The sequence below is a fragment of the Metaplanococcus flavidus genome, from assembly GCF_042675885.1.
GTDB classification, from domain to species: domain Bacteria; phylum Bacillota; class Bacilli; order Bacillales_A; family Planococcaceae; genus Planococcus; species Planococcus flavidus.
Genome location: NZ_JBHTKI010000007.1, coordinates 126,404 through 139,796, shown reverse-complemented (window position 1 = coordinate 139,796; position 13,393 = coordinate 126,404). Strand labels below are relative to the sequence as shown.

The 13,393-nt window shown below is 46.7% G+C and carries 12 protein-coding genes; 11 read left to right on the top strand and 1 reads right to left on the bottom strand.

What is annotated here, in order from left to right; translation table 11 throughout:
* The first annotated feature begins 41 nt into the window (after positions 1–41).
* The 9 genes from xseA (at position 42) to ACFQ1X_RS04520 (ending at position 9,273) form a co-directional block, all read left to right on the top strand.
* Entirely contained in the window at positions 42–1,403 is a 1,362-nt protein-coding gene (xseA, locus tag ACFQ1X_RS04560; protein ID WP_144840198.1) for an exodeoxyribonuclease VII large subunit, read from the top strand.
* Positions 1,396–1,632 carry an exodeoxyribonuclease VII small subunit gene (locus ACFQ1X_RS04555; RefSeq protein ID WP_144840199.1) on the top strand — a complete coding sequence of 79 codons (237 nt, stop codon included), beginning with the start codon at positions 1,396–1,398 and terminating at the stop codon, positions 1,630–1,632. The genes xseA and ACFQ1X_RS04555 overlap by 8 nt, the downstream gene beginning before the upstream one ends.
* Positions 1,629–2,507: a polyprenyl synthetase family protein gene (locus ACFQ1X_RS04550; protein ID WP_144840200.1), complete on the top strand. Its 879-nt coding sequence runs from the start codon at positions 1,629–1,631 to the stop codon at positions 2,505–2,507. The genes ACFQ1X_RS04555 and ACFQ1X_RS04550 overlap by 4 nt, the downstream gene beginning before the upstream one ends.
* Positions 2,508–2,601: 94 nt before the next feature.
* Positions 2,602–4,506, top strand: coding sequence for a 1-deoxy-D-xylulose-5-phosphate synthase (gene dxs / locus ACFQ1X_RS04545; protein ID WP_144840201.1), 1,905 nt, complete (start codon positions 2,602–2,604; stop codon positions 4,504–4,506).
* Positions 4,503–5,324, top strand: a complete 822-nt coding sequence (locus tag ACFQ1X_RS04540) for a TlyA family RNA methyltransferase (RefSeq protein ID WP_144840202.1) — start codon at positions 4,503–4,505, stop codon at positions 5,322–5,324. Before dxs ends, ACFQ1X_RS04540 begins: the two co-directional genes overlap by 4 nt.
* A gap of 102 nt (positions 5,325–5,426) precedes the next feature.
* The gene (ahrC, locus tag ACFQ1X_RS04535; RefSeq protein WP_144840203.1) at positions 5,427–5,876 is read left to right on the top strand and encodes a transcriptional regulator AhrC/ArgR; all 450 of its coding nucleotides are present in this window, start codon (positions 5,427–5,429) and stop codon (positions 5,874–5,876) included.
* A gap of 17 nt (positions 5,877–5,893) precedes the next feature.
* Positions 5,894–7,591: a DNA repair protein RecN gene (recN, locus tag ACFQ1X_RS04530; protein ID WP_144840204.1), complete on the top strand. Its 1,698-nt coding sequence runs from the start codon at positions 5,894–5,896 to the stop codon at positions 7,589–7,591.
* 34 nt (positions 7,592–7,625) lie between these two features.
* A complete protein-coding gene (gene spo0A, locus ACFQ1X_RS04525) occupies positions 7,626–8,384 on the top strand; it encodes a sporulation transcription factor Spo0A (RefSeq protein WP_144840205.1) in 759 nt (252 codons plus the stop codon).
* 172 nt (positions 8,385–8,556) lie between these two features.
* Positions 8,557–9,273 (top strand): glycerophosphodiester phosphodiesterase, encoded by a 717-nt coding sequence (locus ACFQ1X_RS04520; RefSeq protein WP_144840206.1) that lies wholly within the window; start codon positions 8,557–8,559, stop codon positions 9,271–9,273.
* 654 nt (positions 9,274–9,927) lie between these two features.
* On the opposite strand, the gene ACFQ1X_RS04515 is transcribed toward ACFQ1X_RS04520, so the two are convergent.
* A complete protein-coding gene (locus tag ACFQ1X_RS04515) occupies positions 9,928–10,161 on the bottom strand; it encodes a DUF2627 domain-containing protein (RefSeq protein ID WP_144840207.1) in 234 nt (77 codons plus the stop codon).
* A gap of 122 nt (positions 10,162–10,283) precedes the next feature.
* Between ACFQ1X_RS04515 and ACFQ1X_RS04510 the strand changes: the two genes are divergently transcribed.
* Together ACFQ1X_RS04510 and yqiS are read left to right on the top strand one after the other, a co-directional pair.
* Entirely contained in the window at positions 10,284–12,329 is a 2,046-nt protein-coding gene (locus tag ACFQ1X_RS04510) for a sigma-54 interaction domain-containing protein (protein WP_144840208.1), read from the top strand.
* A 132-nt stretch (positions 12,330–12,461) separates the two neighbouring features.
* Positions 12,462–13,376 (top strand): phosphate butyryltransferase, encoded by a 915-nt coding sequence (gene yqiS, locus ACFQ1X_RS04505; protein ID WP_144840209.1) that lies wholly within the window; start codon positions 12,462–12,464, stop codon positions 13,374–13,376.
* The last annotated feature ends 17 nt before the right edge of the window (positions 13,377–13,393 follow it).

The window sequence follows — 13,393 nt, the reverse complement described above, 5'->3', positions numbered from 1 at the left end:
AGAAAGGCAGCTTTTTAATATGGAAGATAGGGGCTGAAAATTTGACGTCCGACCCATACTTAAGTGTAAAAGCGTTAACCAAATACATAAAAAAGAAGTTTGATGCAGATCCCCATTTGCGTGATGTTTACGTAAAAGGGGAACTTTCGAATGTGAAGATCCATACAAGCGGCCACATCTACTTCACATTAAAAGACAATACTTCAAGACTGCCTGCTGTGATGTTTGCAGCCAATGCGCGCGCTGTCAAATTCAAGCCGGAAAGCGGAATGACCGTTTTAATTCGTGGAGACGTATCGGTCTATGAAGCGTCCGGACAGTATCAGTTGTATGCCCAGTCAATGCAGCCGGACGGTATAGGCGATTATTATCTGGCTTTTGAACAATTGAAGGAGAAGCTTTCCAAAGAAGGATTTTTCAATACTGCTCATAAAAAGCCACTGCCAAGATTTCCTGAAAAAATAGCGATTGTCACTGCGCCGACCGGAGCCGCGGTGAGAGACATCATCATCACCTTAAACCGCCGGTATCCGATGGCGAAAATCACAATATTTCCTACTTTGGTACAGGGAGAACAAGCTGTAAGATCCATCGTCCAATCGATCCAGGCCGCCAATGGCTCGGATTTTGATGTCATGATCGTCGGCCGTGGAGGCGGATCGATCGAAGATCTGTGGGCTTTTAATGAAGAAGCTGTGGCCCGCGCCATTTTCGATTCGCAGATCCCTGTCATTTCTGCTGTCGGCCATGAAACGGATACAACCATTGCCGATTTCGTGGCTGATTTACGTGCCGCAACCCCGACTGCCGCAGCTGAACTGGCTGTGCCAAGCAGGGCAGACCTGCTGGACAAAGTTCTCAATCAGCAAAGCGGCATGTACCGCGTCATCTCGAATATGCTGGAACGGGACAAAACGGCTTTAAGAAAATTGGCGACTTCGATGCCTTTCGCTTATCCGGACCGTTTATACCGCCCATTCATCGAACGGGTGGAACGAGCTGGGGATTCTTTGCAGCGTGAAGTTTTCCAGCATCTGAATCGCTCGAGGGAACGCTTCACCAATCTGGACAGGCAATTGGCCAACCGCATACCGCTTCAGCGGATCAAACAATCGCAGACGGATATCGCTCAATTACAAAAACGCCTCGATCAATCTGCACATATTACAGTGAATAATAATAGAATGAATCTAACATCTGCCATCCGGACGCTGGATGCGTTAAGTCCGCTGAAACTCATGGAAAGAGGTTACACCATTCCATACAAAGACGGCATGGTTGTTAAAAGCATCCAACAGGTAAAAGCTGGTGATGATCTAACGGTGACAATGCAGGACGGGGTGGTCGAAGCAACCGTCAAAAATACGATTCCAAAAACAGAAGGGGAGCATACAAATGGCTGAAAAAGAGTTGAAATTCAACGATGCGATGCAACAATTGGAAGAAATCGTTCGTCAATTGGAGCAGGGGGATGTTCCGCTTGAAGAGGCGCTGACCTTATACCAGAAAGGCATGGAGCTTTCGAAAGTTTGCCACGACAAACTGCAGAATGCTGAAGAACAATTAGTGACGATGATGAAGGATGGGAAGGAAACGCCTGTAGAAATCGGAAAGGACGGGACTGAGAAATGAGGTTGAAGGAATTCCGCAGCTATTATGAACCGCTCATTCAGCAGGAATTGCAAGATCAGATTGAAGCCTTATCCATTCCGGCTTCATTGAAGGAATCCATGAATTACTCACTTCAGGCAGGCGGTAAGCGAATCCGTCCGATTCTTATGCTTGCGGTCATGCATGAACTCGGGGCTAACCATCCCGATGCCTTGAAAGTGGCTGCGGCAATTGAAATGATTCATACGTATTCGCTGATCCATGATGATCTGCCCAGTATGGATGATGATGATTTAAGAAGGGGTATGCCGACGAATCATAAAGTTTACGGCGAAGCTGTTGCCATTCTTGCAGGAGACGCACTGTTAACCTACAGCTTCGGATTGATTGCGCGCCTGGAAAATATTTCAAACGATGACAAAGTGAATCTGATCGATCTGATGAGTGTGTCCTCCGGCGCTGAAGGAATGGTAGGCGGCCAAATTCTTGATATCGAAGGTGAAGAGAAAAAACTGGCATTGGAAGAGTTGGAACAAGTGCACCGGCTGAAAACGGGTGCTCTTCTTACTTTCAGTATTCTGGCAGGAGCGATTCTGGCGCAGGCTAAATCCGAGACTATTGTAGCGCTGACCCGATTCGGTGAACATCTGGGACTCGCCTTCCAGATCCAGGATGATATTTTGGATGTAACCGGCACTTCCGAAGAACTTGGGAAAACGGCCGGCAAAGATGAGAACAGCGAAAAAAGCACTTATCCGGGCATCCTGACCTTGCCGCGAGCCAAAGAAAAATTGGATCATCACGCGTCCCAGGCATTGCAATCAATTGATGGACTGGACGGGGAAATGGCATTATTGAAGGAATTAACAGCGATGATTGTCAAAAGAAAAAACTGATTTTGGATGCTCCCGTTTGTACATTTGCTGACAATTGATATAATGTAGAGAGAAATAAAGTCGGAAAAATTTTTAAAAAAAGGTGTGTGATGGAATGGATCTTCATACGATTACTAGTCCATCTTTCTTAAAAGGGCTGGACAATGAACAGCTCGTTGAATTAAGCGAAGATATCAGACGATTTTTAATAGAGAACTTATCAAGAACTGGCGGCCATATCGGCCCTAACCTCGGCGTGGTCGAATTGACACTGGCTCTTCATCGTGTTTTCGACAGTCCCTCCGACAAATTGATCTGGGATGTCGGGCACCAGTCCTACGTTCATAAGATTCTTACCGGGAGAGCTTCGCAGTTCGATACATTGCGCCAGTTTAAAGGCCTTTGCGGTTTCCCGAAACGCAACGAAAGCGACCACGATGTCTGGGAAACGGGCCATAGCTCCACTTCCTTGTCAGCAGCGATGGGAATGGCGGCTGCGCGTGATATCAAAGGGGCGAAAAATCACGTAATTCCGATTATCGGCGACGGTGCCTTGACCGGCGGTATGGCTCTTGAAGCCTTAAACCATATAGGCCATGCCAATACGGATATGATTGTTATTCTCAATGACAACGAAATGTCAATAGCCCCGAATGTTGGTGCATTGCATTCAGTCCTTGGCAGAATGCGGACTGCAGGCAAATACAATAAAGTCAAAGATGATCTTGAATACCTGCTGAAAAAAGTGCCGGCAGTAGGAGGCAAACTTGCTTCCACAGCTGAACGCGTAAAAGACAGCCTGAAATACCTTGTCGTTTCCGGTATGTTTTTTGAAGAGCTTGGATTCACCTACCTCGGACCAATTGATGGCCATGACCTCGAAGAACTGGAGGACAATCTTTTGTACGCCAAAAAAGTTGGCGGTCCTGTGCTTCTCCATGTCGTCACAAAAAAAGGCAAAGGATTCCTGCCGGCCGAACAGGATAAAATCGGTACTTGGCACGGAACGGGGCCTTATAAAATCGACACCGGCGATTTAGTGAAATCCTCTTCTAAAGCTCCTTCATGGAGCGGCTTGATTGCGGAATCTGTCCGCAAATTGGCGCGTACCGATGAACGCATCGTTGCCATAACGCCTGCAATGCCTGTCGGGTCAAAACTGGAAGGTTTTGCAACCGAATTCCCGAAACGCTTTTATGATGTAGGAATTGCGGAACAGCACGCCACCACAATGGCTGCCGGACTGGCAACGCAGGATATGAAACCATTTCTTGCGATATATTCCACATTCCTACAACGCGCATACGACCAGTTGGTCCATGATATTTGCCGTCAAAATCTGAATGTCTTTATCGGCATCGACCGTTCAGGTTTGGTAGGCGCTGACGGAGAGACCCATCAGGGTGTATTCGATGTCGCATTCCTGCGCAATTTGCCGAATATGGTCGTCATGATGCCGAAAGATGAAAACGAAGGCCAGCATATGGTCCAAACGGCCATCGATTACGATGGCGGTCCGATTGCATTGCGCTATCCACGCGGCAACGGTCTTGGTGTGCCAATGGATGAGCAGATGAAAGCTTTGCCGATCGGCAGTTGGGAAGTCCTGAAACCGGGCACAGAGGCAGCGATTCTGACGTTTGGTACAACAATATCAATGGCGCTGGATGCTGCTGAAAAGCTTGCCGAAAATGGGATCAACGCTGAAGTGGTCAATGCCCGATTCATCAAACCGATGGATGAAGCAATGCTTCATTCCCTATTCAAACGAAATATTCCTGTCATCACCCTGGAAGAAGCGATTCTGCAAGGCGGCTTCGGAAGTGCAGTTCTTGAATTTGTTCATGATAATGCCTATCACGATGCTGTGATCGACCGCATGGGCATACCCGATCAATTTATTGAGCACGGCGATGTAGCTGAATTGATGGATGAAATCCATCTGAACAGTGATCAGTTGGTCGCAAATGTGAAAAATATGGTACCTGTAAAAACTCAGGCGGGCTCCAAAGCCCTATGAATAAAATAAAAAAAGAGCGCGTTGATGTTCTCCTTGTTGAAAGGGGAATTTGTGAAACGCGTGAAAAAGCAAAGCGCGCCATAATGGCCGGAATCATCTATTCCGGTTCTGAGCGTATGAATAAACCCGGCGAGAAGATCCTTTCGGATGCCCCTCTTCATATGAAGGGCAATGACCTTAAGTATGTCAGCCGGGGTGGCTTAAAACTTGAAAAAGCACTGGCGGAATTCGACCTTTCAGTAGATGGAAAGCTGATGCTCGACATTGGCTCCTCTACGGGAGGTTTTACGGATTGTGCATTGCAGAACGGGGCAGCACACTGCTACGCTCTTGATGTCGGTTATAATCAGCTGGCCTGGAAAATCAGGCAGGATGAACGCGTAACCGTTATGGAACGGGTGAATTTCAGGCATTCCAAACCGGAGGATTTCATTGAAGGACTTCCGGAATTTGCCAGTATAGATGTCAGCTTCATTTCACTTAAAATCATTCTGCCGGTCCTGAAGACGATTTTGGTACCGGGCGGCGATGTGATTGCCCTCGTCAAGCCACAGTTCGAAGCGGGACGGGAAAATGTGGGAAAAAAGGGAATCATCCGTGATCCCAAGATCCATTTGGAAGTGCTGAAGAAAGTGGGCGGCTTTTCGGCTGCTGCCGGATTCCACATCCGGAATATGTCTTATTCACCGATTACTGGTGGAGAAGGGAACATCGAATTCCTGTTTCATCTGCAATCGGCACTCGAAAATGAAAGCACCGAACCCATTTCCGAAGCCATGGCAGAACAGACAGTCAAAATGGCACATGAAATTCTTTGACAGGAAAACACATCCCACCGGGCATGTGTTTTCTTGTTTTTGACAACAATTAAAGGTACGATATAAAGGAATTAGAATAATTATTCATTCAGGGGGCGCATTATGAATAAAGGGCAACGCCATATTAAGATCCGTGACCTTATCTCCAACCGCGAGATCGAAACACAGGATGAACTGGTGGATTTATTAAAAGCCGCGGGTTATGAAGTTACCCAAGCCACGGTTTCGAGAGATATCAAAGAATTGCATCTTGTGAAAGTGCCGTTGCAGGATGGCCGTTATAAATACAGTTTACCGGCAGACCAGCGTTTTAATCCTATGCAAAAATTGCACCGGGCGCTGACGGACGCATTTGTCAGCATTGATGGGGCAAGCCATTTTCTGGTTATGAAAACTTTGCCAGGAAATGCCCATGCGATTGGATCATTGATTGACCATCTGGACTGGCCGGAAATACTTGGAACGATATGCGGCGATGATACATGCCTCATCATATGCAGGGACACCGAACACCGGGATATATTAAGACAGCGGCTTATTGAAATGCTTTGATGAAGAGGTGAATAGGGATGCTTCGTGAATTGGATATTCGGAATTTTGCTATTATAGATAATCTCACTGTCAGTTTTACTGAGGGCCTTACCGTATTGACAGGGGAAACTGGGGCAGGGAAATCAATCATTATCGACGCGGTCAATTTGTTGGCAGGCGGCAGAGGAAGTCAGGAGTTCATCCGGCACGGCGCAAGCAAAGCCGAAATAGAAGGTCTTTTCTCGATTGAAGATGACAAACATCCCGTGTTCCGCAAAATGGAAGAGCTCGGAATCGATTTTGCCGACGGGGATGTCCTGCTGCGCCGTGAATTAAATGACAAAGGAAAAAATGTTTGCCGGATCAATGGAAAGCTTGTCACCATTTCAATTCTCCGGGAAGTCGGAGGGGCGTTGATTGATATTCATGGGCAGCACGAAACCCAGGAATTGATGGATGAAAAACGCCACCTTCATTTATTGGACCAATATGCCGGTAAAAGTTTATTCAAAGCGAAAGCCAGTTATTCGCATACTTATGAAAAATACACGAAATTGAAGCGCGACTTTGCCTCCTACAATGAAAATGAACAGCAAATCGCCCAGCGCATAGATCTTCTGACATTCCAGCTGCGGGAAATCGATGCTGCAGACCTGATTGCCGGCGAAGAGGAAGAATTGTCTCTGGAGCGGAAAAAACTTCAGAACTTCAATAAAATCTATGAATCGGTGGCAGCTGCGCACGAAGCTATCCAAGGCGAGTCGAAGGGCTTGGATTGGGTGGGTTCTGCCATGTCGGAGCTGGAACATGCCGCGTCAGTGGATGAAACGTACCAAAGCCATTCTGAAATGGTCAACAGTTCGTTTTATCAGCTGCAGGACACCGCTACGGAAATCAAGAGGATGCTTGATCTTATGGAATTCGACCCGTCGAGGCTCAATGAAATCGAACAACGGCTGGCAACCATCCAGACTTTGAAAAGAAAATACGGTGCTTCTGTGGAAGATATCCTGCTTTATCATGAAACTCAGACAGATGAACTGGATAAACTGCTGAATCGCGATAAACGCCTGCAGCTGGATCAACAGAAGCTGAAGGAACTGACAGAGGATTTGAAAATAGAAGCAGAAGAGCTGATGTTGTTGCGAAAAAAAGCCGCAGTGCGCCTGAGCAAAGATATCATGGAACAGCTGCGGGAATTGCATATGGGCAAGGCTGCCTTTGAAGTGGTGTTTGAACCGCTCGCCCAAGGAAAATTCGACCGCAACGGCGGTGATGCGATTGCTTTCCACATTTCAACCAACATGGGAGAACCGCTAAAGCCATTGACAAAAGTGGCTTCAGGAGGAGAATTATCTCGGATGATGCTTGCTTTGAAGACAATTTTTTCGAAACATCAGGGAATCACCTCCATTATCTTTGATGAAGTGGATACGGGCGTCAGCGGTCGTGTAGCCCAGGCAATTGCTGAGAAAATTGCAGCCATTTCTGTGCACTCTCAGGTACTCTGCATCTCCCATTTGCCGCAGGTTGCGGCAATGGCCGATCAGCATCTCTTCATTGAAAAGCGGATTGAGAAAAAACGCACGATTACGGCAGTCCATGAGTTGGACGGCCGAGAGCGAACAGAAGAGATGAGCCGGATGCTGTCCGGGGCTGAGATCACAGAACTGACATTACAGCATGCAGATGAATTGCTGAAACTCGCGAAAGACAGGAAGCTGGCGATGAGATAAACTCCACCGGGCAGTTACAGGAGGAAGAGACATAATGGAAAAGATAACGATCGCGATAGCCGATGACAATCGACAATTGGCGGATATGATGGAAGAATACCTTAATTCACAACCCAATATGCAAGTCGTGGCAGTCGCTCATAATGGGCGGGAATGCATCGAATTACTGAAAGGCCAAAAAGTTGATATTCTATTATTGGATAACATCATGCCTTTTCTTGATGGCATCGGAGTTCTCGACGCCATTAAAAAAGAAAAGGGTCTGGAAAACCTTCGTGTCATCATGCTGTCTGCATTCGGACAAGATACCCTTATGAGCCAGGCAGCCAAAAACGGAGCTTCCTATTTTATCATGAAACCTTTCGAGCTTGACCGGCTTGCGATGCAAATCGAACACATAATGGAAGAACAGGTGAGCGGGCCGGAAGTGAAAGACGATCCGATCACAGCTGTTATCAAGGAAATTGGAATTCCACCTCACATCAACGGATATATCTACCTGAAGGAAGCGGTTAATCTGGTGCTGGAAGATTCGAATGTACTGAATAAAGTAACGAAATCACTCTACCCCGGGATTGCTGCAAAGTTTGACACGACCTCGACACGTGTGGAACGTTCAATACGCCATGCCATCGAATTGGTATGGAATCGAGGCGATGTGAAAATGATTTCCAATACTTTTGGTTACAGTGAAAATCATTTGAGAAGCCGTCCGTCCAATTCCGAGTTTATCGCCATGTTATATAATACTGTCAGTAAAAATATGGAAAAAGAAAAATCCGATGAGGCGTAATCATAAATGGCAGGATCCGCCGACTCCATAAAAGCGTTGCCGCAGAAAAATTCATTCCTGCGGCAACGCTTTTTGAACGACTTACTGTACATTCATTTGTGCCGTGATAAAATGTTAACCGAATGGAATAAAAGTATGGACTCTACAAATTTCATGGGAAAGTGTGGTTAGAATGGACAATCCGGCAATTTACAGTCATCGCGGAGCTTCTGCTTACGCGCTTGAAAATACATGGACCGCCTTTAGGAGTGCCTGCGAACTGGATGTCGGCATTGAACTGGACGTTCAGATTACCAGTGACGGTGTAATACTCGTTTTTCATGATGATAATCTGAAACGGCTGAGTGGCAAGAACCTGAAAATTTCAGAAGTCAATTACGATAAAATTAAAGATATAATTATTGGGAAAAGAGGTAAACGGAAGTCGTCAGCTGAGCGTATACCGCTTGCCTATGAAGTGTTTCAGTGGGCTAAGAAACGGGCGATTCCTCTTAATATCGAAATGAAAGAATCGTTTGCAGTGCATGGGGAAGGACCTGAAATTCTCGCGGCTATGCTTGAAGGGGTGGGAGATGTCCATCTGTCCTCTTTCAATCCGGAGTTATTGAAAAAAATGAAAGAGCTGAACCCGGAAATCGAAACAGCGCTGGTGGCCAAACGGAATTCGGCGCTGGAACAGATTACGGATATGCATTGGATCGACAGCATCCATCTTCATAAACGCCTTTACTCGAAAGACCTCCTCGTCAATCTGAAGAGTGTGGGAAAAAAGGTGAGGATTTATGGCATAGCAGGCAGAGAGCAGGTCTTGAAACAATTGTCGCCAATCATTTGCGGAATCATCACAGATCATCCTGCACGGATAAAGAAAATGCGTTCCCATGAATAAGGGGGACGCATTTTGAGCTAGTTGAGAAAGTGAAAATGAAAAGCGATATTCCGCAAAACAGCTTGCTTGCCTGGGGGCTTGCGCTGAGCTAACTCGGTCTCGTTTCACTTCGTCCGAGTGGATCTCATCACTTCGCTTGGTCCCCTGGGCGTCTTCGCTGTTTTGCTCCATATCTTAAATTGCTTTCTATAAAAGAATATTCTTTTAAGTCTATTTCATGAAACTGACAATCCAATTCTACATAGAACCAAAATGAAGCGACAGGCGGCGAAAGGAAAAGAGGTGCTCCTGTCTCTGTCCCTGCATCGCTGCGCTGCTTCGTCGCAAAGGCTTGCCCTCGCAGTCTTCGGCCAATGTCTTTCCTACGGGAAGCAGAGAGAGTCCTGAGATACCGGAGAGAGCAATTCGACTGTGGAGGCTCTGGCCGCTCCACGAGAAAACATATTAAAAATAGTAGCACAGACCATGGCCATGGTCTGTGCTACTATTTTTTAGAAATGTCCAGTTGCTTGGCGTGCAGGTGTGCGACTCCTGCGGATTAGCGAGACGACCGAGACCCCGCAGGGAACGGAGTGACCGAGGAGGCTTGGGCGCGAGCCCGCGGAAAGCGCGCATCGGAACAGAAAGCAACCGTTCCCCAAATTTACTTCACCTTTATTTTTGAAACCGTTTTGACACTGTACCTTTTTTGCGGTCGCGGTTAAGCAGGAAGCCGGCAAAAAACCCGATGCCGATAACGGTGAAAATCAAGCCCAATGAAAATTGCAGCCAGAGTACCGGGTAGGGCTCCAATAATTTACTGAATACCGAATCCCTCATTAATTTTATGCCGTAAGCGGCCAGTATGCCGGGGATTAAAAGAATGATGAATGCTATTAAACGTCCCATGTTTCCACTCCTTCTTCATCTATTGTTCCGATATCGGTGAAAGTTGTCAAGAATTCAAACCTGAGGTACCCTTAAATAAGATTGCAAATCTTTGCACAGCAGATAAAGGAGTTTGAATTATTTTGCAAAAAGTTCTGATTATTGGCGGTGGCGCCGGAGGTATGGCTTTACTTAATATGCTCGGTGATTCGGAATACCTGACATTGGCTGGAATGGTCGATATTAATCCGCAGGCTCCTGCGCTGGAAGCGGCAAGGAATTTAGGAATTCCGGTAAAAGAAAATCATTTTGAATTCGAGTCGAATGAATTCGATATTGTGATGAATGTTTCCGGCAGCAATGTGGTGCAGAAGCAATTGGAGCAATACTTTTCCGACACCACCGAAATCGTTCCGGGCAGCCTTGCCAACTCTATAGTAAAACTGGTTGATGAAAAAGAACATTTCCTCAAAAAGCTCGGCGGCGAAAGCCATAAACAGAATATCATATTCAATTCAATAGAAGAGGGCATGATCGGAATTGATCAGAACAGCCGGGTCATTTTCATGAATCGGTCCGCATCGAGAATGATCGAGCAAGACATAAAGGAAGCCATCGGAAAACATATTCTGGAATTGATTTCGACGAGTGAATTGCCCAGGATCTATGAAACTGGCCGAATCGAATTGAACAAGGAATTGCAATTGAAAAACGGGTTGAAGATTGTCGCCTCCCGATTTCCGATTATTGATGAAACCGGGGAAATTATAGGTGCATTTGCGGTTTTTAAAGATATAACAGAAGTCGTGTCACTGGCGGAAGAGATTACGGATCTGAAAGAAATCCAGACGATGTTGCAGGCCATCATCCAATCGAGTGACGATGCTATTTCTGTTGTGGATGAAAATGGATACGGCCTGTTGGTGAATCCCGCTTATACCCGGATCACCGGACTCCAGGTAGATGACGTGATCGGGCAGCCGGCATCAGCGGATATTTCTGAAGGGGAAAGCATGCATCTGAAAGCGCTGCAAACCCGTAAACCGGTTCGTGGTGTCAACCTGAAAGTCGGGCCGGCGAACCGTGAAGTGATTGTCAATGTTGCACCAATTATTGTGGATAATATACTGAAAGGCAGTGTCGGCGTCATTCATGATACTACCGAGATCCGTTCACTCATGAAAGAACTGGACCGTGCACGCAGCATCATTCGGACGCTGGAATCCAAATACACGTTTGATGACATCATCGGCCTTTCTCCGGAAATGCAGTTATCGCTGCAGCAGGCGAAGCTGGCAGCGCAAACGCCGGTCACTGTGTTGCTGCGGGGGGAGTCAGGAACAGGAAAAGAATTATTCGCGCATGCCATTCATAGTGCAAGCGACCGTAAATTCAATAAATTTGTTCGGGTCAACTGTGCCGCACTGTCAGAGGAACTGCTTGAAAGCGAGCTTTTCGGCTATGAGGAAGGCGCACTTCCGGGTGTCAAGAGCGGTGAAAAAAAGGGACTGCTGGAAGAGGCGAACAACGGCAGCATCTTCATCGATGAAATCGGCGAATTGTCCGCGGGCATCCAAAGTAAACTGCTCCGGGTTCTGCAGGAACATGAAACTCTTCGCATAGGAGGGAAGAAAGCGCTGCCGGTCAATGTCCGGGTCATCGCATCGACAAATGCGAACATGGAAAAGGCTCTTCTGGAGGGAACGTTCCGGGAAGATCTTTATTACCGGCTGAACAGGATGCCGATTCTCATTCCGCCGCTCCGGAGCCGGAAGCAGGACATTCCCCGTATTGTGGATCGACTGCTGACGAAACTGAATCAGGAATATGGCCGGAACATTGAAACGGTCACCGACAAAGCGCTTCAGCTGCTGCGTCTGTATGACTGGCCCGGAAATGTGCGGGAACTCGAAAATGTCATCAGCCGGTCCATGATATTTATGAATATCAATGAAAAAGTGCTGACGGAAAAAAACATCCCTCTCAATATGATCAAATCTACAGAAGCAAAAAATGAAGTGGCAATAGAAGTGGGCAGTCCCCTGCAGGAGCAATTGGACACCGTGGAAAGAGGTATTCTTCAGAGGGCGCTGGAACAGAACAAAGGCAATAAATCCAAAACTGCAAAAGCGTTGGATGTGTCATTGCGGACCCTGTATTATAAGCTGGAAAAATTCGGATTGACTTGATTTTTGCAGCTATTTGCACGGTTTTGCAATAATTTGCAAAGAGAACGGCTGATTTCAAACAATAAAACGCTTACATGCCTTATACTGCAGGGTTTTTTCTGTTTTAATTAAGAGTGAATGAGGTGAACTAAAATGACCACATTAAATGATATTGTTAAACAAATCTCGGCGGAAACACAGCTGAATGATGTGGCTGTCGCAGCGGCTGCAGATCTAGAAGTTCTGGAAGCAGTCGACATGGCGATATCCCGCAATATTGCAAGTTTCAGCCTTTTCGATGATGAAGCGAAACTGAAGGAAATGATCGGTGCCAAATATCCGCATCTCCTTGGTCACCCGAAGGTAAAACTGATTCATGTCAAAGGTGCGGTCCAGGCAGCGAATGCTGCTGTCAAATCTGTTTTCGTCAAGGATTCGAATGTGCTGATGAAAGGCCATATCCCAACTGCGGTTTTATTGAAAGCGGTTTTAAATGAGGATTTTGGTTTGCGGACGGGCAATATCCTGTCCCATGTTGCTGCATTCGAAATCGCAGGCTATGACCGGCTCATCTTTATTACGGATGCCGGCATGAATATAGAGCCTGACTTGAAGCAAAAAGCTCAAATCATCCGAAATGCTGTTCAAACGGCCCGTGCTGTTGGCGTTGAAACACCGGTTGTTGCGCCATTGGCAGCAGTGGAAGTCGTCAATCCGGCCATGCAGGCTACTTTGGATTCTGCTGCACTTGCGGCAATGAACCGCCGGGGACAGATTGCAGATTGTATAGTAGACGGCCCATTGGCACTCGATAATGCCATCTCAGTTACCGCGGCAGAACATAAAGGCATAACTGGTGCTACGGCAGGCAAAGCGGATATTCTGCTGGTGCCCAACATCGAAGCCGGAAACATCCTGTATAAATCATTAGTCTACTTTGCTAAAGCGAAAGTTGGCGGCATCATAGCCGGTGCTAAAGCGCCGATTGTCTTGACTTCCCGTGCAGACAGTGCAGAAAGCAAACTCTTTTCACTGGCATTGGCAATCAAAACATCCGCCATTCAATAAAAACTTTTTAGGAGGAA

Bases quoted from the DNA above. Each gene is read 5' to 3' on its own strand.
- ACFQ1X_RS04555 (WP_144840199.1), top strand. From the start codon at position 1,396: ATGGCTGAAAAAGAGTTGAAATTCAACGATGCGATGCAACAATTGGAA.
- ACFQ1X_RS04550 (WP_144840200.1), top strand. From the start codon at position 1,629: ATGAGGTTGAAGGAATTCCGCAGCTATTATGAACCGCTCATTCAGCAG.
- dxs (WP_144840201.1), top strand. From the start codon at position 2,602: ATGGATCTTCATACGATTACTAGTCCATCTTTCTTAAAAGGGCTGGAC.
- ACFQ1X_RS04540 (WP_144840202.1), top strand. From the start codon at position 4,503: ATGAATAAAATAAAAAAAGAGCGCGTTGATGTTCTCCTTGTTGAAAGG.
- ahrC (WP_144840203.1), top strand. From the start codon at position 5,427: ATGAATAAAGGGCAACGCCATATTAAGATCCGTGACCTTATCTCCAAC.
- recN (WP_144840204.1), top strand. From the start codon at position 5,894: ATGCTTCGTGAATTGGATATTCGGAATTTTGCTATTATAGATAATCTC.
- spo0A (WP_144840205.1), top strand. From the start codon at position 7,626: ATGGAAAAGATAACGATCGCGATAGCCGATGACAATCGACAATTGGCG.
- ACFQ1X_RS04520 (WP_144840206.1), top strand. From the start codon at position 8,557: ATGGACAATCCGGCAATTTACAGTCATCGCGGAGCTTCTGCTTACGCG.
- ACFQ1X_RS04515 (WP_144840207.1), bottom strand. From the start codon at position 10,161: ATGGGACGTTTAATAGCATTCATCATTCTTTTAATCCCCGGCATACTG.
- yqiS (WP_144840209.1), top strand. From the start codon at position 12,462: ATGACCACATTAAATGATATTGTTAAACAAATCTCGGCGGAAACACAG.